This is a genomic window from Corynebacterium sp. MSK204 (assembly GCF_030229885.1).
Lineage (GTDB): Bacteria > Actinomycetota > Actinomycetes > Mycobacteriales > Mycobacteriaceae > Corynebacterium.
On the sequence record NZ_JASPGQ010000018.1, the window covers coordinates 1 to 24,363 of the forward strand.

19 protein-coding genes, 1 tRNA gene and 1 pseudogene are annotated in these 24,363 nt (G+C 57.6%); 12 read left to right on the forward strand and 9 right to left on the reverse strand.

Going from position 1 to position 24,363, the window contains the following annotated elements:
- Window positions 1–46 precede the first annotated feature (46 nt).
- Window positions 47–394, reverse strand: coding sequence for a hypothetical protein (locus QP908_RS10295; protein ID WP_284772212.1), 348 nt, complete (start codon window positions 392–394; stop codon window positions 47–49).
- Window positions 395–710: 316 nt separating this feature from the next.
- On the opposite strand from QP908_RS10295, the gene QP908_RS10300 reads away from it, so the two are divergent.
- Window positions 711–851 (forward strand): hypothetical protein, encoded by a 141-nt coding sequence (locus tag QP908_RS10300; RefSeq protein WP_239269708.1) that lies wholly within the window; start codon window positions 711–713, stop codon window positions 849–851.
- Window positions 852–889: 38 nt separating this feature from the next.
- On the opposite strand, the pseudogene QP908_RS10305 reads toward QP908_RS10300, so the two are convergent.
- The 3 genes and pseudogenes from QP908_RS10305 to QP908_RS10315 all read right to left on the reverse strand — a co-directional run bounded on the left by QP908_RS10305 (window position 890) and on the right by QP908_RS10315 (window position 4,621).
- Window positions 890–2,417: pseudogene (locus QP908_RS10305) on the reverse strand (IS1634 family transposase).
- Window positions 2,418–2,616: 199 nt separating this feature from the next.
- Window positions 2,617–3,030 carry a hypothetical protein gene (locus tag QP908_RS10310; protein ID WP_239269751.1) on the reverse strand — a complete coding sequence of 138 codons (414 nt, stop codon included), beginning with the start codon at window positions 3,028–3,030 and terminating at the stop codon, window positions 2,617–2,619.
- Between the two features lie 796 nt (window positions 3,031–3,826).
- Window positions 3,827–4,621 (reverse strand): serine hydrolase domain-containing protein, encoded by a 795-nt coding sequence (locus tag QP908_RS10315; RefSeq protein ID WP_239269752.1) that lies wholly within the window; start codon window positions 4,619–4,621, stop codon window positions 3,827–3,829.
- A 145-nt stretch (window positions 4,622–4,766) separates the two neighbouring features.
- Between QP908_RS10315 and QP908_RS10320 the strand changes: the two genes are divergently transcribed.
- The gene (locus QP908_RS10320; RefSeq protein WP_239269753.1) at window positions 4,767–6,467 is read left to right on the forward strand and encodes an alkaline phosphatase D family protein; all 1,701 of its coding nucleotides are present in this window, start codon (window positions 4,767–4,769) and stop codon (window positions 6,465–6,467) included.
- A gap of 127 nt (window positions 6,468–6,594) precedes the next feature.
- Here the strand turns inward: QP908_RS10320 and QP908_RS10325 are convergent, their stop codons facing one another.
- The gene (locus QP908_RS10325) at window positions 6,595–7,683 is read right to left on the reverse strand and encodes an alkene reductase (protein WP_239269754.1); all 1,089 of its coding nucleotides are present in this window, start codon (window positions 7,681–7,683) and stop codon (window positions 6,595–6,597) included.
- Window positions 7,684–7,838: 155 nt separating this feature from the next.
- Here QP908_RS10325 and QP908_RS10330 point away from each other — a divergent pair, with 155 nt between their 5' ends.
- Window positions 7,839–8,426, forward strand: coding sequence for a hypothetical protein (locus QP908_RS10330; RefSeq protein ID WP_239269755.1), 588 nt, complete (start codon window positions 7,839–7,841; stop codon window positions 8,424–8,426).
- A gap of 3 nt (window positions 8,427–8,429) precedes the next feature.
- On the opposite strand, the gene QP908_RS10335 is transcribed toward QP908_RS10330, so the two are convergent.
- Together QP908_RS10335 and QP908_RS10340 are read right to left on the reverse strand one after the other, a co-directional pair.
- Entirely contained in the window at window positions 8,430–10,028 is a 1,599-nt protein-coding gene (locus tag QP908_RS10335; protein WP_239269756.1) for a mechanosensitive ion channel family protein, read from the reverse strand.
- Window positions 10,029–10,135: 107 nt separating this feature from the next.
- Complete coding sequence (locus tag QP908_RS10340) at window positions 10,136–11,191, reverse strand: trimeric intracellular cation channel family protein (protein ID WP_039886008.1); 1,056 nt, start codon at window positions 11,189–11,191, stop codon at window positions 10,136–10,138.
- A gap of 30 nt (window positions 11,192–11,221) precedes the next feature.
- Here QP908_RS10340 and QP908_RS10345 point away from each other — a divergent pair, with 30 nt between their 5' ends.
- Window positions 11,222–11,827: a hypothetical protein gene (locus QP908_RS10345; RefSeq protein ID WP_239275814.1), complete on the forward strand. Its 606-nt coding sequence runs from the start codon at window positions 11,222–11,224 to the stop codon at window positions 11,825–11,827.
- 42 nt (window positions 11,828–11,869) lie between these two features.
- Here the strand turns inward: QP908_RS10345 and QP908_RS10350 are convergent.
- Window positions 11,870–11,943 (reverse strand) — tRNA-Ile (locus tag QP908_RS10350).
- Between the two features lie 95 nt (window positions 11,944–12,038).
- Between QP908_RS10350 and QP908_RS10355 the strand changes: the two genes are divergently transcribed.
- From QP908_RS10355 to QP908_RS10390, 8 genes are all read left to right on the forward strand, one after another.
- Window positions 12,039–12,980 (forward strand): DUF5067 domain-containing protein, encoded by a 942-nt coding sequence (locus tag QP908_RS10355; RefSeq protein WP_239269760.1) that lies wholly within the window; start codon window positions 12,039–12,041, stop codon window positions 12,978–12,980.
- Window positions 12,981–13,438: 458 nt separating this feature from the next.
- Window positions 13,439–14,254: a PTS sugar transporter subunit IIAB gene (locus tag QP908_RS10360; RefSeq protein WP_239269761.1), complete on the forward strand. Its 816-nt coding sequence runs from the start codon at window positions 13,439–13,441 to the stop codon at window positions 14,252–14,254.
- Window positions 14,255–14,264: 10 nt separating this feature from the next.
- Window positions 14,265–15,854, forward strand: a complete 1,590-nt coding sequence (gene ulaA, locus QP908_RS10365; protein WP_284772213.1) for a PTS ascorbate transporter subunit IIC — start codon at window positions 14,265–14,267, stop codon at window positions 15,852–15,854.
- A gap of 153 nt (window positions 15,855–16,007) precedes the next feature.
- On the forward strand, window positions 16,008–16,427 hold the full coding sequence (locus QP908_RS10370) for an organic hydroperoxide resistance protein (RefSeq protein WP_239269763.1): 420 nt from the start codon (window positions 16,008–16,010) through the stop codon (window positions 16,425–16,427).
- Window positions 16,428–16,562: 135 nt separating this feature from the next.
- Window positions 16,563–18,032 carry a DUF3375 domain-containing protein gene (locus QP908_RS10375; protein WP_284772214.1) on the forward strand — a complete coding sequence of 490 codons (1,470 nt, stop codon included), beginning with the start codon at window positions 16,563–16,565 and terminating at the stop codon, window positions 18,030–18,032.
- Window positions 18,032–18,682, forward strand: a complete 651-nt coding sequence (locus QP908_RS10380; protein ID WP_239269766.1) for a DUF4194 domain-containing protein — start codon at window positions 18,032–18,034, stop codon at window positions 18,680–18,682. The genes QP908_RS10375 and QP908_RS10380 overlap by 1 nt, the downstream gene beginning before the upstream one ends.
- On the forward strand, window positions 18,675–22,046 hold the full coding sequence (locus tag QP908_RS10385) for an ATP-binding protein (RefSeq protein ID WP_239269767.1): 3,372 nt from the start codon (window positions 18,675–18,677) through the stop codon (window positions 22,044–22,046). The genes QP908_RS10380 and QP908_RS10385 overlap by 8 nt, the downstream gene beginning before the upstream one ends.
- Entirely contained in the window at window positions 22,033–23,175 is a 1,143-nt protein-coding gene (locus QP908_RS10390; RefSeq protein WP_284772215.1) for a DUF3322 domain-containing protein, read from the forward strand. Before QP908_RS10385 ends, QP908_RS10390 begins: the two co-directional genes overlap by 14 nt.
- Before the next feature lie 785 nt (window positions 23,176–23,960).
- Here the strand turns inward: QP908_RS10390 and QP908_RS10395 are convergent.
- Window positions 23,961–24,344, reverse strand: coding sequence for a hypothetical protein (locus QP908_RS10395; RefSeq protein WP_239269770.1), 384 nt, complete (start codon window positions 24,342–24,344; stop codon window positions 23,961–23,963).
- Between the last annotated feature and the right edge of the window lie 19 nt (window positions 24,345–24,363).

Below are 24,363 nucleotides of genomic sequence, written 5' to 3' on the forward strand. Positions count from 1 at the left end.
CAAAATGGTAATAAGAAGGCCGCTGCTTAACCCCTAAGCAGCTTAACTACGTGTCCACGATTTGCGGGCAACCCCATTTGGCTTTAGATACGACTTTGTTGTACCACCCTTTATTGATCTTCTTGAGGGCCGCAAGAGCAGCCTTGATTATTGCTGATATCTTTCCCTGTTCCTCGGCTTCGGGAGTGCCCGAATTCTGCTTGATCTGAACTTGCTCAACCGGAACTCGTTCGATGGAATTAGTGCGTGATGGGCGCTCCCGCGTTTCCGTCGCGTTGGACACGGAGGCCGTGGAGATGGACTCCTGGGCTGAAGCAACCACCGGAACAGCGAAGATGAGTGAAGCAGTTAGGGCACCTGCGATTGACTTGCGGTAAAACTTCTGAAGTGACATAGATAACTTTCTGGGATTCGGTTTGCAATGAAATCAGGGCTTTCGCCATAAGGCCCCCTGAGGAAAGTTATTACAGAAGCGGTCATTTAAGAATGTTTAGTTCTGTGAAGGATACGAAGGTATCACTTAGGGGAGATTCGGTTGATTTCTACGGCGGTCGGCTGTACAACCGGCCATTTCATGGGTGTGAAGCACTTTCTGAGGGGTACTGGGTTTGTGACGGGCATGGACTTACATAGGAGATACTTGGCCCATAACTGTTGCGAAGTACGATCAGGATACCTGTGAGCGCGCGTTAGGCTTGTACTGCGAGGCTGTGGCCGAAGATGGTGCCACGAAGTCCGGTGCACGCCAAAAGATCGGCGGGATATTCGATATCAACCCAGCCACACTGCACAAGTGGATCCGCAAAACTAAGGCCACCACTGCACAAGCAATGGCGAAATCCCAGCAATAAAAAGACACGGAGCTTGCTCAACCCCGACTTAGGCCATATTAGTGCACACCTTGGTTCCCTGAACTCAGCCGTCCCAGCAGTTCCGTGACGTCATCAGGTACCGGTGAAGCAGCATGGATCGTCTGCCCCGCCACCTGCCCTGGAAGGTCCGGTACCTCCGCAACGTCCGCACCAGCCGCTTCAACGACAACCCCGAGCGCTCCTCCAGCAGATGCCCCACAGCCATCGCCGCCATCACCACACTTAGGTGCGCCTCGATGGATTCCCGCTTGTGGTGGTAGATCGGCCAGGCCTCGAGATCGGACTTCGACATCCGAAACGCCTTCTTAAATCTTCAACAACTGCCGGTAGGCGTGGATCACCTGTTCGGCAGGCAGATCCACCCGGGACGTCTGGTACCCCTTGAGCTCGGCCAGGGCCTTGTTCTTGGTCACCAACGCCCAGTTGACCTGCTTATTCGGCGCCTTGAGATCCACGAACCGGTTGCGCTTGACCGGCAACTTCCCGGCCACGGCCTTCTCCGCTTTGGCGACCTGCTCATCAATACCCTTCAACGTGCGGCGTGCTCTGTCCCAGGAGTACCGGTAGTAGGTGACCGAATGCGGCACACCGCCTGGGCCACGGCCCGTCCGGTCGGCTCACGTCCAGATCTGCTGGTCCTCATAGTCCTGGCCGGGGTTGTTCTTGCGCCACTGCGCCACCGGATAGGGGATGTCGTTGAATTTCACTCCGAGGATGCAGTGCAGGCCGGCCTCGATGATCGAGGCCTTGTTGCCGGCAGAGAACATCCCGGCGTCGACGACAACGGTGACCTCTTCCACGCCGTAGGCGTCCTGGACGTTTCTGATCATAGGAAACATGGTGCGTGTTTGAGCCATGTTCCCCTCAAACGCACCCACGGCCAGCGGGAAGCCCCGGGCATCCGCCAGCAGGCCGACGGTGATCTGCGGCTCGAGCCTGCGTTTTTGGAAAAGCCCGGCTTGCGGAACTTATCGCCCTCATCGGTTTCAAAGTACACGGTAGTCACGTCGTAAAGAACCAGGACACCGGGTCCGATCCCGGCATGGTTCGCGCAAGCCTGGGTAAGCCGGTCGCGGAAGTCGTCGGTGGCGTAGGCCGGCAGGTGTCGTTGGATGGTGCGGTAGCTGGCGAAGGCCACACCGAGTTCCGCCAGTGTCTCAATGCTGTCGACCTTCGATCCTGCCTGCACGATCCGGGCGGTGACGAGGTCAAAAACACCTGATCATCCCTGGTGGCCTCATCGAAACCCAGCTCGCTGTACGCGGCACGGATGACCTCGAGGAGGCGGCCGGCGCGCTCGGAGGTAATCGGCACCGGCGCATCGGCGGATCCGCTGCCGGCGGGTGTGGTGTCCACACCAAGATCCAGGCTCACCTGGTCGCCGTCAAGAAGACACTGGTCCTAGGCCTAAAGCAGTGCAAGATCTTCGTCAGTGTGCGCCGAACCGAGATGTTTCATGGTCTTGGCGCCGCGTTTCTGCGAGTACACGACCTGCACGGCAGTCGACCCGAAGGCGGTGCGCACGGTGCGGATATACGGGCTCATGAAAATCAATCTAACCGCCCACCCCGAAACCCACCCCCTTAGCGCACACTTTCCACCCGTAGTAGCCATGAATCTGCTGGTCTACGTGTCAATATGCAATACCTCACAGCAAAAAGGCCCAAGTCGGGTAAGTCGTGCGGCCGGAGCACGTGCGGATTCGCTCGAGCCGATTCCATTCGAGCCAACTAACTCGTACGTTTTAGCTAGAACACACGGTGGCACTAAACCCATAGCGCCGGGCAAGGTAGCCTACCGCGCTGTCCAACGCCGCAAGCTCCACCTCAGTTCCAGTAAGGACCTGACGGCAGCCGATGCCAACGCTTTCCGCACCCACGCCCGCGGCTTCACCATATACGAGCGCCTCCATAGAGATCTCGTCGCGGTACCACCGAGTACACCACTGGGCGGTCAGCGGGTCATCGCCTGGGACGATGAACTCCGATTCGGTGCGAATGCACCGATCCATGGCGCGTTCTACCTCTGGGCGCAACGCACGCGGCATCCCAGAAATTTTCAGCACACCAGTGACCACGACGGCCGCACCATTGCGGCTGGGCCACGTGTAGTTGGAGGCCGGTTGATCAACCGGCACTGGATTGACGCAAGTATTCATAGCCGATATCTCCCTCGACAAATCACCACTGCTATCCACACGCGTGGCGTGCGGCGCAGTGCAAGACGAGCTTCGTCTTCCCCAACGAACTGTCTTTTGCGTCTGCACCCAATTTTCCTGCGCCACACCACCCTCTACAACCCTCAACTTTCACTTCAACCCCCAAGATCTAAACCTCAACACAAAGTCCAGACTGTGATTAAAGTGACTAAAGAAATTGAAGTTACAACAGTGAAATTTGCCCCTTGAACCGCTTTCCCTAAAACAACGTCCCGGTACGAGTCGCTCACAAGGCAGTTAGCTGCGGAAACACTTGCCCAATAGCGCTCACCCCTAGGGCCTCGGCCGAAAACTACCCCAGTCCCCCTAGGGGCTAAGCTCTCCAAAAAGTCCCAAGTGGTAAACCCACGGCGGGGGTAGCCAGGCGCCAACCCCACTCTCATCCCCTGATTTGAAAAAGAGACGCACGCCCCCATCAGTAGAGCGGTCGATATTCATTTATTTTGTGTTAAAAAACAGTTTGACACGATCCACGCACTCTGCTTATGCTGAGATAAATTCAAACAATCCCGTTTGAATTCTCCCTATTGAAAGGAACCCCCTATGTTTGATCTTTCTTCTGCTCTCGGATTCCAGATTCTCTCCCTCGTTGACGGCATCTTCACCCAGTTCGCCATGTTCCTCGAAGGCCTCGGTCTGCAGGTGTTCTAAAAAGAGCAGCTTTAAGCTCCCCACTCCACTGGAATGGGGAGCTTTTCTCGTTTTTCCTATTAAGGAAAATCTGCGACGGAGCCCCTTACAGCGCCTTCCAGATCTTTGTATTGGTTTCATTCCACAGTGGCTTTGCCCAATCACCAAAATCTCGGTCTGTCAATGCCACCATGGCGTAGTCGCCGGCCAGCCAGAGGTAGGTTCCGGACATGCCGAAGTGCCCGGTGGCATCGGCAGGCAGGGCTCCCATCCAGTGGTCTTTCTCACCGCGGATCTCAAATCCAAGTCCCCAGGTGCAATCCTTAAAGCTCCCATACCCGGGCACAATGCCGCGCAAACCAGGAAAGTGAACGCGGCGCATATCGGCCACAGTGCTGACATGCAAGATCTGCGGGTTTTGGATCTCGGCTGCAAATGCCGCGAGATCCTGCGCGGTAGAAACCAAGCCGTGCCCAGCCGAACCCTCTAAGTGGGTGTAGGACATGCCCAGCGGCTCACACGCACCTTCACGCAGGTACTCTGCAAATTCGATGCCAGTGGCATCTTCAACGATCTCTGCAGCCCACTCATAACCGGCAGAGGAATAGATGCGCCGCTCGCCCACTGGTTTTTGTTGTTCACGCGAATCGAACTTCACGCCCGAGGCGTGCGCGAGCAGATGCTCGAGGGTCGAACCCTCCGGACCGGCGGGCTGCTTCAAATCCACCGCGCCTTCCTCCACGGCCATCATCACCGCGTATGCCGACACCAGCTTGGTAACGGAGGCAACCGGAAATTGGCGCGATGTATCGCCTACCGTGTCTATCACCTCACCGCTGTGGATCAATGCTCCGGCCACGGTATCTACGGGCCATTGACTTATCTGCTGCAACTCGCTCATATCTTCCAGCCTACTGTGCTCTCGACCTCTGAATAAGGCGTGCCGATCGGTACGGAGGTAAACCCGTGGTTACTGATAAAGGAATTTTTGGTGTAATGCGGTCTGAGCGGTTGCAGGCCCTTTCAATCTTAGAAAACTTATGAATATGACAAGCAGAAACCACAGCACGCAATCAGAGATGTCTCATGTCAACCGCCGCAAATTCCTCCAAACCAGCGGCACAGTCGGCGCAGCCTTGGCGCTGACCACCACTGCCAGCACGGCCAACGCCAGCACTGCTCATGCACAAAGCAGCCTCTCCTCGCGCCCAGAACCGCACATGGTAGAGCCCACACTCGGTGAACGCCCCTTCCTGCACGGGGTAGCCTCGGGAGATCCCATTCCAGATTCTGTTGTCTTGTGGACGCGCGTGACCCCAGATGCAGATGCGATGCCTGGCTCCGGTGCAGGCGCGCCTACCACCGTGGAATGGGAGATTGCGCGGGATGAGGAGTTTAGGGACATCGTCAAGCGCGGCGAAGTCACCACCAATCCCGCACAAGACCACACGGTCCACGTGGATCCTCACGGCCTCGAACCAGAAACCGTGTATTACTTCCGCTTTCGTGCCCAAGATAGAATCTCCCCCGTGGGTCGTACCAAAACCGCACCGGCGGTTACGGCATCCCCAGAAGAACTAACCTTCGGTGTAGCCAGCTGTGCCAACTGGGAGTCCGGCTTCTTTCAAGCCTATGGCGATATCGCACAGCGCGGACGAGCCGGGCAACTAGATTATATGGTCTTTCTGGGAGACTATATTTACGAATACCCACAGCGCGAGTACGCCGGTTTCGGTCCAGTACGCCTGCACCACCCCGCGCACGAGATTACGACACTGGAAGATTATCGCACGCGCCTCGGCCGCTACCGCACCGATGAAAATCTCCAAGCAGCACATGCTGCCCTGCCGTGGATCGCGGTCTGGGACGACCACGAAACCGCAGACAATTCTTGGAGGGACGGCGCCCATAACCACACGGAGGGAAAGGAAGGCGCTTGGATCGATCGCCGCAATGCCGCGATGCAGGCCTACTTTGAATGGATGCCGGTACGGGCAAGCAATCCATCCGATAATGGCCATCTCTACCGGTGTTTGACCTTTGGCGATCTCGTGGAACTGACCATGATGGATCTGCGCACATACCGCGATAAGCAAATTCTCTTTGGCCCTGCCAGGATGGCCGCCGAGGGGCGAAGCATGCTCGGTTCGGAGCAGTACGACTGGCTGGTCAACAAGATCGACACCTCCGCCGCCGCGTGGAATATGCTGGGCAACTCCGTCATGTTCTCCCCCATGAACCTGGCTACCCTGCAGCGCGACGACAAACTGGCACCCGTATCGTCCTCACTGTCATCCAATATCACCGGCATTCCCGTCAACGGCGACCAATGGGATGGCTATTCGGCAGAACGCCGGATGCTTATCGATGCCCTTGCCAAGCACGACTCCCACGCCCTCTTTGTTACCGGGGATATTCACTCCGAATGGGCACACAATATCAGCAAGGATGGGCGCATCTTCGGAGCCGAAATGGTGTGCTCCTCTGTCTCCGCCCCCAATGTCAACGAACAGCTCCATCTTCCCGAGGACAACGAGCTTTCCAAGTTGGCAGAGCGCTACCTTTTGGAGGCAAACCCCCATACACGCCACGTAAACCTCGATCACCACGGATATAGCTATGTCACCATCCGCCCGGATTCTGCGGAAATGCACTGGCTGCGCGTTGAGGATCTACTCAACCCCACCGCAGCAGTAAACGAAGCCGTCACGCTGACATGGCGCCCGGATGAGGGATTTAGTTCTTAATATTAAGCGGGCAGTTGTTAACGCTCGCTAGGTTCACGTTCGATATAGAGAGTGAAAGATCCTCTCTGGGATATTTCACTCTCTATCACTCGCGCTCTCCCCCCCCCTACCTGCCGCGGACTACGCGTTAGTCCGCGGCAGTTTCATAATCAATGTAGCCGCGCTCGCCGCCGACGTAGAACGTGGCCTGATCTGGCTCATTAAGGGCCAGGCCTTCTTCCCACCGGCGTACCAAGTCCGGGTTAGCAATGAGCTGACGGCCCACGACAACGGCATCCACGTGGTCCAACTTCAGCTCGCGCTCGGCATCTTCCTTGGTGGTGACAGTGCCGAAACCATCATTCATCAGGACCTTGGTTTCGCCATTGGCACGAGCCTTCTTTGCCAAGGCCGAGATGAGCTCGCCTTCCGGCTCGGCGTGCAGGAAGGAGACATAAGCCAGGTTCAGCGGGGCAATGGCGTCCAAAAGTCCGCCGTAGGTGGCCAACATATCCGCCTCGTCATCTTCAACAATGCCTTGTACAACGTGGGCCGGGGAGAAACGCACGCCCACGCGGTCAGCACCAATTTCATCTACGACAGCACGAATGACCATCTCTGGCAGGCGCCACCGGTTTTCTGGGCTGCCACCAAATTCATCGTCGCGCTGGTTGGCAGACGGTGCCATGAATTCGTGCAGCAGGTAGCCATTCGCGTTGTGAATCTCTACACCATCAACGCCCGCGTCGACGGCCCGGCGTGCGGCGGCCCGGAATTCCTCAACGATGCGCGGGAGCTCATCGGCTTCTAGTGCGCGCGGTACCGGTGCATCCATCTTGCCGGCAAAGCCGCGAACCTGGCCGTCCCAATCCAGCGCGCTGGGGGCTTCTGCTTGGGCGCCATCAATAAGATCCGGGTGGCTGGTGCGGCCGCCGTGCATGATCTGCATGAACAAGACGCCGCCCTTGTCGTGCACTTCGTTGGCTACCTCGCGCCAACCGGCCGCCTGCTCATCATCGACGATTCCCGCCTGACCCGGGAACGCGCGGTTGGTCCATGCGGGGAAGGTTCCCTCCGTCACCACGAGACCAGCGCTAGCGCGCTGGGAATAATACTTTTTGTGCAACTCGCCGGGCACACCGCTGTGACCTGCACGCTGACGAGTCAGCGGTGCCATGGTCACGCGGTTATTCAACGTATAACGGCCAAGTTCCAAAGGTGTAAATAATGATGTCATGTCTACTGAAACAGCCCGGGTATCAAATTTGTTCCACCCTGTGGCCTGCTTTCTATAAATCCACAGCTAGATGCTGGTTTAAGTGCTAAAGTTTTCACCGTTCACACCGCCGATTTTTACCCGTTCTTATGATGTTGAAACGCCACACTTCCTTAATGCTTGCCGCCTTGTCCCTTACCATGCTGAGCGCCTGCGGTACCTCCGATGATTCCGATTCTGCCGAACCCGAACCTGCTTTTGTGCCCAGCGAGGCTTCCACGGCCCCTACGACCGTGACGGAAACCATGGAGAATTCTCCAGACTCCACCGCGGAAAAAGGCGATAAAGAAGGCGCCGAACATGGCGATGCCGGCTCGAATGATGACGCGCCCCCAGCTGGAAATCACACGCTTTACGCTGGGAAAATTGGCGGCGACTGCGGATATACCAACCAGGGAGACACCATCGAAGCCGGCGAGCATACATCCTGCGAATTTACCGGTGCTATTTTCGATGAAGCGATCAAGCACTCCTATCCATTCCGGCAGTCCGATCCGAAGGCCAACGGCGCGTATAGCTCCGAGATTTCCGTCGCCAGCCCCACCACCGGTAAGACCTATGATCTTCACTGTTTTATTGGATCAGATGGTCGCGCACTCATATGCGGAAAAGACGGAGACAATAGCTTAAGAGTCACCTACCAAGACGAGAAGAACGATCGCCGTTGGCCCGACCGCCTCGAGGTATACGGCGGTTTGCACTAGCGACTAGTGGGGTTCTGAAGGAATCGCGGTCTGTTGGCTATTTGCGGCCCCGCTATTTCCGTCTGCGCCCGAGTCTCCGTCTCCATTCCCTTCGCCATCGCCAGAATCGCCGTTCGAGTCAGCCGGCCCGTCTTGATTGCTGCCGTGCCCGTCTCCGGAATTAGGAGTCGAATTGGGGTCCTGGCTGGGGTAGCTAGGAACGGTCGGCGTATTGGTGGTCGTCGGTGTTGACTCAGCATCCGTCGGCTCGGTTGGGGTGCCGGTAGTAACAGGTTTTTCCGAGGGCAGATTCTCTTCAGATTCCGTCGGCGCCTCGGAAGAAGATTGCGTATCCCTTTCCTTCCAATACTCTGGCGATAGCCAACCTGCATCCGCGTCCTCTGGGTTGCTTGCCGCGAGGATGAGCAGCCCAACGACGAGAAGGGCCGCCACAAGGCCTGTGGTGGAGGCGCGCACGCGCCCGCCGATGGTGGCGATCTTCTGGAATCGCGTATTTGTCTGAATCGAGCGCCAGATCTTCCGGCGCGATGTCGCCTCGTCTTCTGCGGCATCTTCGCCCGCTTCATCCGTGACTGCCTGCTCATCGAGCTTGGTCTCAGCAAGCTCAACTTCCTCTGGGGCCAGTTCCTCTTCCACCGTGGGGTCATCCACTGGCGTATTGGGGCGGGATCCTTCCCCGGCATCCAAGGCGTCCTTGGCCGATTGCGCCGCGGCATGCTTTGGTTCTGCCGAATGCTTCTTTTTCTGTTCCTGCAGCTCATCAAAGTCGATGGCGGAACCGTAGTGGTCCCAGAATTCCGAAAGCAACGCCGAGCGGATAGCGCGCTCCACGGACCACTGGCGGGCGGGATTCACAGTCACCATGATGCGGTAGCCCACCTGCCACGGCTGACCGGCAACCTGCGGGCTGACCAATTGCGTAGCGGGAAGAACCGTGAGCTCGCCGGCGACATCGACAGAGATATCTGGGGCTTCAATAGCGTGCTCAGAAATCTCTTTGACACGGCTCGTAATCTCCGGCAAAGATTCGCCCTCGTGCACGGGGACGTTGATATTAACCACCGCACGGGACCATTCCTTGGAATAGTTGGTCACCACACCGGCAGAACTATTGGGGATGGTCACCAGCTCACCAGTTGGGGTGCGCACCTTCGTGGTGCGCAGGGTCAGCGTCACCACATCGCCTTCCACCCCAGGAATGCCAGCAAAGGAGACGTAGTCACCCACGCCGAATTGCTTTTCCGTGAGGATGAAAAATCCGGAGAGGAAATCCGAAATCACGGACTGGGCGCCGAAACCAACTGCGGCGGAAACTATCGTCGCAGGCACCGCAGCGCCCAGCGCCGGAACGCCGAGGTTAGTCAGCGCGGCGGCGACCAATAGGAAGTACGCAACCGCCTGGACGATGTAGACCAATGCTCCGGTCAGCGCCAGCCGTGCCTTCGTGGACTCTTCTTGCTCATCCAAATTATGTTCAATGATCCGGATGGCTAGGCGGCCCATGCGGGGCAGAAGAATGCCGATTATCACAAATGCGATGAGCGGCAAGCCATGGTCAACAATGAGGCCCCACAGCTCAAAAAAGAAATACCTCAAGTTCATGGTTCAAGGATATGGCACCTAGCTGAGAAATTGATGCCAGTTTTCTGCCAGAAGTAAGAAGGCAGGAGTGGGAAGATGGGGGCATCGGCAAGCAGATGCCCCGGGGCCTAGTCGCGCGATTGGTAGCGGTCCATCAGGCGATCAATCAGCTCATCAGTAAGCTTGTCATCTTCCAAAATCGTATCGAGCAGCCGCTGGGATTCCTCGCTGGAGGTCTGCTCCTCTTCCTCATAGGAATCGCCGCTAAAGTCCACGCCAAAGTCCATATCCTCAGACTCCGCTGGCGCCGTGCTGAACTGATCGACGTCTGATTCGAAGGACTGCAGAAACTCGCTGGCCTCCTCCGCCGCATCCTGTCGGCGCTTGCCGGAACGCACTTGCTTTTCGATGCGCCGTTGCAGCGCCTCTTCCATCTGCCGGTGGCGCCACGAGCGCACGCGGTGTGGCTCCAGCTTGCGCCCGACCGCGCGGCTCTTGTTCTCTGCCTTTTTCGCCAGCACCTTGACCTGCGCAGCCGTATCATTAATCGGCGCCCACTCCTGATTCGCGGGCACGCGCCACCCGGCCCAAATTCCCAGCAGCGCCAAGAAAATAGAGACCAATGGCCCCACGATCATGCCAACGGCCAACATATCGAAGTGGTTTCCCACCAGCACGATTACCGCACAGGCGATGGCTGGGATCACCGTGGGCTGATTATCGCCAAAGACGGCGGGCTCGCGCCCCATGGCGATATCGCGAATCATGGAACCGCCGGTAGCGGTAAACACGCCCATCATGATGCACGGAATTGGCGGCAGCCCATAGGTAATGGCCTTCACGGCGCCGGTGCCGGCCCATAGGCCGGAAACGACGGCATCGCCATGCGCCTGGATATAATCCCAGGTCTTGCCCTTAAAGTAGACAAAGCGCGCAATCAACGCACCCGTAAACGCCAGGTACAGGTACTCCGGCTCGCTCATCGCCGCCACGGTGCCGCGATTAATAAGTACGTCGCGCACCATGCCCCCGCCCAGGGAAGAAAACATCGCGATGAAGAAAAACCCGATGATGTCATACCCGCGCTTGCGCGCAATGGTGCCGCCGATAATTCCCATCAGCAATACACCGCTGACATCGGACCAGCGATAGAGGGATTCAATGAGCGGATCTACTTCTGTCATGCCGTTTATTAGACTGCACTGCTCACCCACGTGCAATTCGCCTGCCCACATGCTCTGCGGTGCTACACTTTTCCTGTTCTACTGCCCCTTCTATCTCTCCCGGCATTCCGCATAAAAAAGATTCTCGCGCTCTTTCCTGCACTCCTGCTGGTTGGGTGCTCGTCCACCCCCGCTGACGAGGAGCCCAATTTCACCGGTACCAGCCCACACAGCGCCAGTTCAGACAGTGATGCGCTTGCCGATGCCGCGCCTGCCAAGCCTTCCAAGCTGCAGAAAGCGGAGAAAGACGATGATTCCGCACTCGCTGCGCAGGTAGGCGGTATTTGTGGCATCCGCGATTACGCACAAATCATCGCCGATGATGCCACCGACTGCGCCTTTGCCCTAGACATTTATAAGCACGCAATGGATGCCCCATACAGGCTCGAAACCCCTGATCCAACCGTTACTGCAGCCTGGCAGAGCGACATTGCTGTAAAGAACCCGAGCTCTGGTGAGAGCTACGATCTCCACTGCATCATGGCCACGAATCAAAAATCCGTCCATTGCAGCTCCCAAGAAGACGAAAATATCGGCACCCGCATCGAGCTGACCGCCAGGCCGATTTTCTCCGAGCGCGTGCACACCGAATACTAAGAAGGAGGCGCCAGCATTGCTTGCCGACGCCTCCTTCTACCGTGGGGCCACCGGGGCTCGAACCCGGGACCGACGGATTATGAGTCCGGAGCTCTAACCGACTGAGCTATAGCCCCACGCAGATTGCACGCCTATTTGGGCGATTATCTGCCCTCAAAAGATTAGTCAAAGAGCGGCCAAAGACCAATTTGCCCCCTTCGCTATTGAGTATTTGTACGCTTCCTACCCCCTGAGGGTAGAAGTTAATTATGCGCAACTACTCTCTTCTCTCATTCTCGTCTCTGCACTTACGCTTTCCTCCTGCTCGGATAGCGGTAGTGAGAGCTCAAAGACAAGCGACTCCAGTAATTCCGCGTCCGATGCACAGGTTGATGCGAAGTCCGTAATTGGAACGTGGAAGCAAGAGGACAGCGCTTCTGACGATGGCTGGATAGAGGCCAGCATCACTGATGACGTCATCACCATCGAATGGGTCATGGACAACGGCGAAAATCGCATGATCTACTGGATTGGCACTTTTGATGCCCAAGCCGCTGCATCCGGTGAGACCGTTACCTCAAACCGCGATACAGTTGCCACCGCCTCTGAGTGGATGGCCGCTTCGTCAGACAAGAAAGATTTCTCTATCGATGACAACACCTTAACTTTCAAGGTCGCGATTGAGGATAAGGAATTCACCACACATATGAAGAAGGTGAAGGATGATCCGACAACCGTTAATGAGCTAAAGAGCACAGATTTTAGCCAAACCTTTGAAGATGGAGTCTTGGATGTTCCAGCCGCCAAGTTCAAAATAACCGATCACCGCGTTATCAAGCCCGGTGAGCCTGGCAATGAAACAGGTGAAAAGCCACTTCTCGTCTTTAGCTATGACGTAACGAATAAAACGGATGAAACCCTGACTACCACCGACTTTGTCGCGTACTTCACCGCCATCCAAGACAATGATCCGAATAAGGTAAACGAGCTCGACGTCGGTTCCTATATTGATCCTGAAACTTCCGATACTCAGCTTGAACAGATTAAAAAGGGAGGCACTGTCGCCGGAACAATCGCCTACGAGCTCGATGATCTAACGACACCTGTGGACCTTGTTGCATCTAGGTCCTTTAGCCAAGATGAAATTGGCCGCCAAACTTTCGAGCTCGATTAACTGCCCGGATACAACGCGCGTAAATCTTCCGTTCTAGCCACTACAGGAAGCGAAGCCCGCCGAGATGCAAAGCCCGAAAGAAAATCGAGCCTATTTCTCACTGGGGCGGGCAAAACTTGACAGGCAAAACCAGCTCCCTCCCGTATACAACGGGAGGGGCCTGTGGTAGTGCTCAAAGCAGCATTTTCGCTGTGTTTCTCCCCGCGCCAGCGGGGATTTCTCATTTCCGCTCCCTTAGCACGGGTCCATTTCTAGGTCCGGCCTTTCCGAAAGCACACGGCTTCCCCTTGTATTGCGACCAATCCAAAGGACTATAGAGCCAATCCGACCACCCTTTGAGCGGCTCCAACCACCCCCGTGCATACGTTACCCCCTGCTTTCACCTCCTATTTCGCTGCGCCCTAGAATCATGAGTGACATTCACCCTGATGCCACTATTTCTGTGATGGGAGATACACATGGTCACACTAGATTCCCTCTTGGTGCCCGGCGCCGTGGAGATACATGGCACCGCCAAGGACTGGAGAGCAGCCATCCGACTGGCAGGATCACTGCTGGAAGAAGCGGGCACGATCACCGCAGACTACACGGAAGCAATGGTGCAATCTGTAGAAGAAACGGGCCCATACATTGTGGTGTCACCTGGTTTCGCTTTTGCGCACGCACGGCCTTCGGAGGCGGTAAAGGAAACTTCTTTATCGTGGGTCCATCTGGATAAGCCGGTGGAATTCGGGCACGATTCCAATGACCCTGTTGACCTCGTCGTGGCATTTGCCGCACGGAGCGACTCCGAACACCTGCAGGCGATGAAACAGCTAGCAAAGCTGCTAGCCACCAAGCGTGATGAACTTAATCGTGCAGAATCCGAAAAAGAGCTCCGCGCAATCCTCACGGCATCGACTTCGAGTAAGAAGCGCACAACTTCCGCAGCACCGGCGGAGTCAACGGCTCGTCCAGCAAAGCAAACGGCCGCAGATTCTGTCGCGTCCAAGGGAAAAATCCTCACGGTATGCGGCAACGGCCTAGGCACGTCTTTATTCCTTAAGAACACCCTGGAACAGGTACTTGATGAATGGGGCTGGGGGTCATACCTGACCGTGGAAGCCACCGACACGATCTCAGCCAAGGGTCGGGCGAGCGAGGCGGATTTCCTTCTCACCTCCGGCGAAATCGCTGCCACGCTGGGCGATGTCGGCGTTCCCGTATACGTCATCCAAAATTTCACTTCCACTTCCGAACTAGATGCGGCTCTTCGCGAGCTCTATGACATTTAAGGAATAACGCATGGATATTCTTCTGGCCATAGCCAACTTTCTCGTCAACGAAATCCTCGCTGTACCTGCTTTTCTCATCGGCATCATCACCGCCGTCGGCCTAGGTGCCATGGGGCGCGGCGTCGGCAAGACCATCGGCGGCGCGATTAAAGCCACGCTGGGTTTCCTCCTTATCGGCGCCGGTGCTGGCCTAGTATCCGATTCGCTAGAACCACTGGGTGCCATGATCACCGGCGCGACGGGTGCACAGGGAGTGGTGCCGACTAATGAAGCCATTGTCGGTATCGCGCAAGACCAGTTCGGCAGCCAAGTCGCTTGGATCATGATTTTGGGGTTTGTTGTCTCCCTCATCTTGGCCCGTATTACACCGCTTAGTTATGTCTTCCTCACTGGCCACCACGTACTTTTCATGGCCACATTGCTGACGATGGTGCTCGTTGCCACTGGATATCCTTCGTGGGTCATCGTCGCCTTTGGTGCGGGACTGCTTGGCATTTTGATGGTGTCTTTGCCCGCTATAGCCCACCCCTTTACCCGCCGCATTACCGGCGATGATTCCGTGGCAATTGGGCATTTTGGCACGGCTGGGTACTTGGTCGCAGGTGGCGTCGGCAAGGCCGTAGGCGGTAAGGGCGATAAAATGTCGCCTTCATCTGAGGACCTGAAACTCCCAGAGGGCTTGCGCTTCCTGCGCGATTCGATGGTGGCGACGGCTCTTTCTATGGCACTGATGTACCTTGTGCTCGCGGTATTATTTATTGCGCGTGCAGGGTCCGATGAGGCTTTCACCGCCTTCCCGGATGGCGCCACCGATGTGGGCAATTACCTCATGCAATCCATAACGCAGGGCCTACAGTTTGGCGTGGCCGTTGCCGTCATCCTTTTCGGTGTCCGCACCATTTTGGGCGAGCTTGTCCCCGCCTTCCAAGGTATTGCGGCAAAGGTGGTTCCCGGCGCGATCCCAGCGCTCGATGCCCCGATTGTCTTCCCTTACGCTCAAAATGCGGTGCTCATTGGTTTCATTTTCTCCTTCACCGGCGGACTCGTCGGCTTGGCTGTGCTATCACTATGGCTCAACCCGGCTTTTGGCGTTGCCCTCATTTTGCCCGGCCTCGTGCCACACTTTTTCGCCGGCGGCGCGGCCGGTGTGTACGGCAATGCCACCGGCGGGCGCCGTGGAGCGGCTTTGGGTTCCTTTGCCAATGGCCTGCTCATTACTTTCCTGCCCGCCTTCCTGCTTAGCGTGCTGGGATCTTTCGGCGACGCCCATACCACCTTTGGCGACGCCGATTTTGGCTGGCTTGGCCTGCTGCTCGGCTGGTCCATCCAAGCTGGCGGTGTATGGAGCGGCATTCTCATCGCAGTGATTGGCCTGGCCATCCTCGCGGTGGGTTGGGTGTGCCAGCGCAAGCTTGTCGATACCCACTGGGACCCCGCACCCCATCGACCTTCTCCGGCAAAGACGGCCGAAGTAGTCGGCGCCGCTGCGCCCACCACGGGCGGTGCCGCCGAGAGTGCTGGGAAATCAAGCCAATCCAAGCGCTACCCCAAGGTACTTCCGCCCGAAGGAGCACCCACTCCCCCGGCGCGGGTTGAGTAGGCCTGCGCCGCACACTTGAGCCGTACCACCTTTCCTAGCGCGTCCTTTCACTTCTTAGGTCGCTGAACTGGAAAAACACCGTTAGGAATTCTGAGTACAATCGGCGGCTGTACTCACCGCTAGTACGAAAATCACTTTAGAAAAGGAGTAATCATGGATACCCTCTACACCACTGAAGCACTCGCTACCGGGGCAGGCCGCGACGGCCGCGCCGTAGTGCAAAATTCGGACCTTGACTTCAAGATGGCCACCCCAAAGGAAATGGGCGGCGATGGCAACGGCGCCAACCCGGAGCAGCTCTTCGCTGCTGGCTATGCCGCTTGCTTCCACTCTGCCCTGCAGGCGGTGGCTCGCAGCGAGAAGGCTGAGTTGGGCGATTCTTCCGTCGGTGCCCGCGTGTCCATTGGCAAGGAGGGCGAAGGCTTCAAGCTCGCCGTTGAGCTCGAGGTCATCATTCCCGCCCAAGAGCACGACAAGGCACAAGCGCTTGCCGATGCCGCCCACCAGGTCTGCCCCTACTCCAATGCCACCCGCGGCAATATTGACGTCAACGTCACCGTTGCGCAGGACTAAGCAGGACTAATAAGGACTAATACAGTCTCTTAGTCCTCGGCCCGCAAGGGCCACCATGCGCGGGCGGATCCACTGATTCGAATAAGTGAGTCAAACTACGCTGCATGTGTCCGGCATAGCTGGCAAAATCGAATCATGTCTGTTGAAGCTCGCGCCCTTTCACTGCGGCGGTTATTACATGATTCCGCGGCAGTGCGGCTGCTGGCGGCCGATAATGCCCCGGTGATTTTGGCGCTGATTGCTGAGTATTTTCCCCGCGGCACTCGCGCGCGGCCGGCGGCAGAAGTATATGAGCTGATGGTCACCGATTTTGAGGTGCTCGCCAGTGAATTCTCAATGCCGCGCACACCGCAAAGTTATTGCAATGACTGGGTAAAAGCTGGTTGGCTAGTCCGTAAATCTGGCAAGAGCTCGCGCGGTGAAACCTTGGAACCGAGCGAGGAAGCGCTGTCCGCGCTCGAGGCCGTTGAGCGTTGGGAAACGCCGGTTACTACGGTCACGGCATCGCGTGTGGAATCTATAGGCTCGGCGCTACAACGCTTGGCGCGAGATACAAATGAGGATATTTCGAGCCGCGTCGCCAGCTTAGAGGCGGAGCGAGACCGCATTGAGCGCGAAATTGAAAAGGCTCATTTAGGGCAGTTTGAAAGGCTGACTGCGGCAGAGACGCAGGAGCGCGTCCAAGACGTGCTGAACATGGCCATGGCGGTGCCAAGCGATTTCGCTAGGGTGCGCCACGAACTCGAAGCCCTCAATCACCGGTTGCGTCGCCAGCTTTTGGATCCAGAAGGTTACCGCGGCGAAGTGCTCGAGGAAATTTTCAGCGGTGTAGACCACATCGCGGAATCGGACGCTGGGCGCAGCTTCCGCGGATTCTATTCCTACCTCATGGATAGAGAACGCAGTGCGTGGCTAGATCAGTGGATTAAGCAAGTTTTAGAAAGCGAGGTCGGCCAAGAGCTGGCGCCAGAAAACCGTCGTCAGCTGCGGAATCTCTTCCGCGATATGGAAGAAACGAGCTTCGAGGTCAATCAAACGATGACTGGCCTGGCGCGCAGCTTGCGCAACTATGTCTCTTCGGAACAATTCGCAGAAGACCGGCGCATGATTGAGCTACTGCGTGAGGCACGGGGCATGGCCATTGATGCAGCACAGGCATCGGAGTTAAAAGCCTTTCACCGCATGGAAACGCCCTTGCAGCGCATCGGTATGTCCATTCACTCCGTCTCGCGCATCCAACTAGCCAACCCAGGACGCGAGGTCGTGGAAGAAGCACCGGAAGCCTTCCAGCCAGGCCAGGAGAACGCGGAGGCGTTGTACGAGTTAGTGCGCGAGTCAGAGATTGACTTTGAGGAACTGCATGCGGCGATTCGCGGGGCCGTCGGCAAGGCGGGTCCGTGCACGATTGGCCAAGTATTGCAGGCGTACCCACCCACGCAGGGCCTGGCCAGCGTCGTGGGATTGGTACATATTGCGGACCAGCACCAGCTACCGGCTTTGCATGATGCGCACGAGAAGGTCACCTGGACTGAGGAAGATGGGACCATTCGCGCGGCGTATATCCCTACTATGTATTTCGATAGCACCACCGTTGAGGAGTTGTAGTGAGCGCTACTGATAATCACCGCGTCGATTCGGCGCATGAGCCCCCGCTGTGGGAAAGCGATAAAGGATCGCTGACCTATAACTCGCGCCGCGCCTTGGTGCAGCTTTTGAAAGGTCCGCTGGTGCGTGCGCACAAGGAACCTATCTTATGGTCCGCCATCATCTCGGACGAAGACAACCTGCGTGCCCGCCTGCATGAGGTATTCCTCGAGCTGGTCGTCGATGAAGCGGAAGGGTTTGCGTTTACCCGGATGGTAGAAGAGGAAACTCTGCCCATTCCGCAGGTACTGCGCACGGATAAGCTCAAGCACATCGATACCGCCATCCTGCTGAACCTGCGCCAAGAACTTGGTCTGGCGCTGCCCGGTGAACGCGTGATTGTGGATGTAGAAGATCTCCGGGAGGGCATTGGCTACGTCCGCGCGGTTGATAACCGCGATGAAGCCGGGTTCAATAACCGCTTCAATGCGGCGATTAAACGCATCCGCAATGAATACTCGCTGCTCAGCGCCACCGAGACAGAGGGGCGCTACGAGGTTTCACCCGTCTTGCGCCAGCTTTTCGATGCCGCCACGGTCACCGCCATCCGGGATGAATACGCCCGCCTCGCAGAAGCCGAGGGCGACCAGGAGGAAGCTTCCGATGACTAACCTGTATCCAGGCCAATTCCGCATCAGTCGTATCCAGCTTATTAACTGGGGTACTTTTCACGGCTACTTTTCCATCCCGGTAGCCCGCAAGGGCTTCCTCATCACCGGCGGATCCGGTTCGGGTAAGTCCACGCTGCTTGATGCGATGTCTGCAGTATTGGTGCCGCAAAAGGACCTCAAGTTCAATGCGGCATCGCAGCAAGACCTCGGGCGGCATAATGGGCGCACCCTCGTTTCCTATATTCGCGGGGCGTGGCGGCAGCAAGAAAATGCGCACACGGGTGAAATCGCCCCGGAGTATTTGCGTGAAGGCGCAACTAACTCGGTGGTGGCGTTGACCTACGATAATGGGGCTGGCACGCAGCACACCCTCATCGCCATCTTCCGCCTCAACGGCGGTGAAAATTCGGTGAGCCAAATTAAACGCCTCTATGGGGTGGTGCAGGGAGATGAGGACATCGATAAGCTCAGCCCCCTACTCACCCGCAGCCTGGATACCCGCAAGATTAAGGCCATGTACAAGGGGCCTGGTGCGTCATTTACGCCGACGTACACCACGTTTGCGGATCGCTTCCGCAAACGCCTGGGCATAAAGAGCGAGCAGGGGCAGGTCCTGCTGCACCGCACGCAGTCCGCCAAATCTCTATCCAGCCTGGACCAGCTCTTCCGGGACTATATGCTCGATACGCCGTCTACCTTCGAGCGGGCGGAGGAGTCGGTGGAGCAATTTGAAGATCTGCGCCAGGCATACCTGCGGGTAGAGGACGTCAAGGCCCAGATTGAGACGCTGGCTCCACTCCCCCAATTGCACTCCCAGCGCACCACCGCGGAGGCGGATAAGCACAAGGCCGAGGCGATGAATGAGGCGCTGCCGGCGGTGCGCGCCCGCTTGGTGGCAGAAGAACTGGATTATCGCATCCGCGCGCTGACCGCCCAGCAAGCAGAGGCACACTCTGCGGCCGAGGCGCTCGAGGCGGAGGTCACGCACCTTGACGATGCCGAGCGACGCGCCGCCGTAGCCGTCTCCCAACTCAGTGCCGGCGAGCTGGCCGCCCTAGAAGCCAAAATTGAAACCGCGGAGAAGGAAATTGAGCACCGCTCCAAGGAGTTTCACCACCTTGCCGCTGCCGCCGACCAGTGGACCGACCACTTTGAGCTCAACCCGCACGGCTTCGCCGAACTGCAGGCAAATGCCCACCTGCGCATCGCGGACTTCGAGGCTGACTCGGCCCAGCTTACTGAGCAGCAGCAAGAAGCCGGCGTGGCCGCCCGCGATGCAGCGACAGCATCCGCGTCCTTAGAAAGTGAGCTGCACTCATTTAGCTCGCGGCGCACCAATATCGATAAGGCCCTGGTAGAGCTGCGCACCCAACTCGCGCGGGATACTGGCTATGCCGAATCGGAGCTTCCCTTCGCTGGCGAGCTACTGGATATTGCCCCGCAGCAGGCGGAGTGGGAACCGGTGATCCAAAAATTGCTGCACGGATTCGCCGCCACCCTGCTCGTTCCGGAAACCGCGCGGGAAGCCATTAACCAGTGGGTCAATTCTCGCAATGTGGGTACCCGGCTCGAGTACCGCACTATCCCGGAGTTTGCACCGGCGCCTGCGCCCGCGCGCAGCCCGCAACAGCTCATCCACAAATTGGAGTTCCAGGATCACCCCATGGCGCAGTGGGTGCGCCACCATATTTCGAGCCGTTTTAACTACGAATGCGTCAACTCGGTGGCGGCGCTCGAACAGGTAACCAAGACCCCGGCCGTCACACGCGATGGCTTGGAAAGCCGGCCTAAGGACAAGGATGGCTCGACGCGCTTTATCAAGGATGATCGCACGCGCTTTACAGGCACGCGGTGGTACCGAGTAGGTTCCACCAATACTGCCAAGATTGAGCTCCTGCGTTCCCAATTGGCGGAAGCGAAAGCCACTGCTCGTGCCATGGCTAAACAGGTCCACGAGCTCAACCGGAAGATGGATATCCTGCGCACGCAGCGCGATAAAGCGCAGCGCGTACTGGAGACTAAGTTCCAGGATATTGATACCGCTTCTGCGGAGGCGCGCAAACGCGATTTGCAAGAACAGTATGATTCTTTGGCTTCCTCCCCAGAGGCGCAGGCATTGGCCACAGCACACGAGCAGGCCAAGGAAAAGCTCACCGCCGCCCGCGCCCAACTGAACGAAGCACAAAAACACCTCGGCAACGTGGAAGGCGAGCTAAACCGCTCCACCCAGCGGCGCCAGAGCATCGGAACAGTGCCCACGGTGGCGGATCAGGGCATCGCCAAGGCGGTCGAAGAGGCTCTGCACAAGGGCAGAAGAAAACTCACCATCGATGACATCGATGCCCGGCGCGATGAAGTACAGGCCAGCCTGCAAGAAACCGCGCGCAGGGCCGCGCGCCGCATCGAGGAGACGAATGCCAAGATTGTCTCCGTCCTGCACAAGTACCTATCGCAGTGGCCGGCGGAAGCGGCGGATTTGGAGCCACAGGCCAGCTTCGCCGGCGAAGGCATGGAGAAGCTGAAATTCCTGCGCGCGGACCGCTTGGCGGATTTTCGCGCTCAGTTCTTGGAGCTGCTCAATGGCACGACGGTGCAAAACCTATCGCACCTCGCCTCCTCCCTTCGCCATGCCCGTAGCGATATCGAACAGCGCATGGAGTTTATTAATAAGTCCCTGGAGCGCACGCCCTTCAATGGGGACCGCACCCTGCGCATTGATGTAAAAGATGCCCGGGGCCAGGTGGTGCAAGACTTCCAGCGGGATCTCGATGCCGCAACGTCCCATAGCCTGGCGGAGATTAGCGCCGATGAGCCCGAAGCTGCGGTAGCGCGCTACCACGCCCTGGACAAGATTCTCAGCCGCTTGGGCTCGTCTGAGCCGGAGGATATTCGGTGGCGAAACCTGGTTCTGGATACCCGCAAGCACGTCAGCTTCATCGGCCGCGAGTGCTACCCCGATGGCACGACCGCCAATACGTATCAGGATTCCGCCTCTCTTTCCGGCGGCCAGGCCCAAAAGCTGGTGTTCTTCTGCTTGGCTGCGGCGCTGCGCTTCCGCCTGGCGGAGCCGGATCAGGACGTTCCTACCTACGGTTCCATCATTTTGGATGAGGCCTTCGACCGCGCCGACCCGGCCTTTACGCGCACCGCCATGTCCGTGTTTGCGTCCTTTGGTTTCCACATGATTTTGGCAACGCCATTCAAACTCATTCAGACGCTATCGCCGTACGTGGATGGCACCATCGTGGTCAATTACGACGAGCCCATTATCCAAGGCCGCCCGCAGGCGCGTACGGGCTATTCGCTTATCGATGCCACCTCCTACTCCCAGGAATCCCCGGAGTCCACCGATGCGGATGCCTAATGACCTGCACACCCATGCGGCAAAATACCTGCGCAACCACTTTGCGGAGGCTTTGTCGACTCCCGATTCGCTGAGTATCGATTGGCCGCTGCACCCGCCAACGGCCGCCAACGCCGCGCGCGATGTCCCCGCCACCCAGGAGTTCATCCGCGCCTGGCAGCGCTGGCCGCACCAAGAAGAGATCCACTACGAACCGCGCAATTGGTCCCGCACGGGCCTAGGCACCAATTCCGTTCCCACCCGCGCAGTCCTTACCGGTGCGCCCCGCATCGCCGCGGCCGCAGGCCTCAGCGCCGAATACTCCCGTGCGCAACAGCGCGCACACGACATCGCCGCGATCTTCCCCGACTCCCCTGCATTCGCCGACGCCGTGTACCGCACCTATGCCCAGTGGAAGGAGCTAAACGCATACGATCTGCGCGGCTTGACACCATGCTTGACTTGGCTGCGCGCCCACCCGGACTCCGGCGAGTGGGAGCGCGCCGTCCCAGTTGAAGGAGTAGACGGCAAATGGATAGGCACCCACCGCCGCCTGCTGCTCGCCCTGCTTTCGCCCTTTGGCATCACGGATTTGGGACTGCGCCGCACCGATGCCCGCCTGCGCCTGCGCTACCTCAACCACGCCCCAGCGCTGTCCGATATCGAGGTTCCCCTTTCCCAGGCTGCACAGCTCTTTCCCGCCGCTCCCCCGCGCGTTCTCATCGTAGAAAACAAGCAGACCTTCCTAGCCCTGCCCCTGCTTTCCGATGCCGCCCCACCCACCATCGCCATCCTCGGCGCCGGCCATGCCGCCCGCCAACTTCACGCCCTTGCCTGGCTCCACGATGCCGAAATCACCTACTGGGGCGACCTTGACGCCGCCGGCTTCAGCATCCTCAACGGCGTGCGCGCCCACTTTCCCCACACGGAGTCCCTGCTCATGGATACCGCCACCGTCACCGCGTTCCGCCACCTCGCGGTCCCCGATCCCGGCGACGGCTCCGCAGCACTTAGCCACCTCACCACCGAAGAGCAGCGCGCCTATCGCCACCTTTTCACCGAAGGCAAGCTACGCATCGAACAGGAACGGATTCCGTTCGCGCATGCCACTGACGCGATTCAATTTATATTCGGAGGTCATAAGGTTTAGTAGTGCAGTCTAGTTCCGTCCTTCCCATAACCGCTACATTCAACGGAATAGTCTCCTTCAAAAGGAATAGAGTTGTTTAAACTTTTCATCGACGAGTCCTACCGGCGCGATCATTATTACGTTGCCGGAGTATTAGTAAACGAACGTCAAGAGAGGGTTTTAACCGACCGCTTGGACTATCTGGCATACCAAGCTCAAATGCGAAATCATTGGAAGTACTCGCCAGAATTTCATGGGCATGCGCTAATGAACGGCCTTTGAAGACTGGGTTGACCTGCGCGAGCGCTTTGGTGCCTGTATCTCCATATATCAATCGGTAATGCACTCGGTCCAAAATTCCGGTGCCCTGGTATTTCTGGAGGGCGTGGATATAAGGCGTCTGCACTCGCGATATCGCTATCCACAAAGCCCACACGAAATCACCTTGCGACATCTCTTAGAACGAGTCAATGAATTTTGCGCCGCAACAGGGAAGAAAACCACAGCAGCAAGTCTGTGAAGCGAGCAACTAAACGTCTAGTCAAAGCGTTGGGGCCAGCACTAATTCATGAGCGTAAGTGGAATCCCTAAATAAAGCTCTGGAGCCTACGCGGCTCCAGGCGACAACGTTCCGGTAACCGGCTCGTCGTACCACTTGTTTAACCGTTTAGGCTGACAGATTTCAACAGCAACATTCGTCGGATTTCCCCTAGTCGTGGTCCGGTGGCACAAAAATCGCTGCAGAAATCATCTGGCGCAGTGGTCGTTACTCGCAACGCCTTAATCCGCCATGCTCGCCTCACCTATCAAGGCATCGCAGTCCACTCTATGTCTTCGAAGCCCCAGTCGGAGAAATGCCAGGTGATGGTCTCGGTGGCATCGATAAGCGCGTGCTCCATTGTCTCTTCATCGTCGCCGGTAACGGAGAGCTCGAGCATCACTGAAGTATCTTCTTCGTCCAATAGCCCCACGTCCAAGGGGCCGCCATCATCGAGGCCGGACACAAAGCGCGCGGTCCAATTTTCGCCGCCAAAGAAACTGGAGTCCTCTTCTATAGCGTGCTTTTCCTCCAAGTCCCAGATAGCTTCAATAATGTCCCAGTTGCCGGTAATTGCAGCGGACAGCTCGGCGTCACGCCCGTACAGCACCAGCTCGTGGAGCCACGAATAGTCAATGATAAAGCTGCTCATAATGCCTGCCAGTGTATGC

Coding starts and splice junctions, on each gene's coding strand:
- QP908_RS10395 (WP_239269770.1), bottom strand. CDS start 24,344: ATGAGCAGCTTTATCATTGACTATTCGTGGCTCCACGAGCTGGTGCTG.
- QP908_RS10295 (WP_284772212.1), bottom strand. CDS start 394: ATGTCACTTCAGAAGTTTTACCGCAAGTCAATCGCAGGTGCCCTAACT.
- QP908_RS10330 (WP_239269755.1), top strand. CDS start 7,839: ATGCTTGCCGCCTTGTCCCTTACCATGCTGAGCGCCTGCGGTACCTCC.
- QP908_RS10320 (WP_239269753.1), top strand. CDS start 4,767: ATGACAAGCAGAAACCACAGCACGCAATCAGAGATGTCTCATGTCAAC.
- QP908_RS10375 (WP_284772214.1), top strand. CDS start 16,563: ATGTCTGTTGAAGCTCGCGCCCTTTCACTGCGGCGGTTATTACATGAT.
- QP908_RS10310 (WP_239269751.1), bottom strand. CDS start 3,030: ATGAATACTTGCGTCAATCCAGTGCCGGTTGATCAACCGGCCTCCAAC.
- QP908_RS10360 (WP_239269761.1), top strand. CDS start 13,439: ATGGTCACACTAGATTCCCTCTTGGTGCCCGGCGCCGTGGAGATACAT.
- QP908_RS10335 (WP_239269756.1), bottom strand. CDS start 10,028: ATGAACTTGAGGTATTTCTTTTTTGAGCTGTGGGGCCTCATTGTTGAC.
- ulaA (WP_284772213.1), top strand. CDS start 14,265: ATGGATATTCTTCTGGCCATAGCCAACTTTCTCGTCAACGAAATCCTC.
- QP908_RS10315 (WP_239269752.1), bottom strand. CDS start 4,621: ATGAGCGAGTTGCAGCAGATAAGTCAATGGCCCGTAGATACCGTGGCC.
- QP908_RS10340 (WP_039886008.1), bottom strand. CDS start 11,191: ATGACAGAAGTAGATCCGCTCATTGAATCCCTCTATCGCTGGTCCGAT.
- QP908_RS10385 (WP_239269767.1), top strand. CDS start 18,675: ATGACTAACCTGTATCCAGGCCAATTCCGCATCAGTCGTATCCAGCTT.
- QP908_RS10370 (WP_239269763.1), top strand. CDS start 16,008: ATGGATACCCTCTACACCACTGAAGCACTCGCTACCGGGGCAGGCCGC.
- QP908_RS10390 (WP_284772215.1), top strand. CDS start 22,033: ATGCGGATGCCTAATGACCTGCACACCCATGCGGCAAAATACCTGCGC.
- QP908_RS10325 (WP_239269754.1), bottom strand. CDS start 7,683: ATGACATCATTATTTACACCTTTGGAACTTGGCCGTTATACGTTGAAT.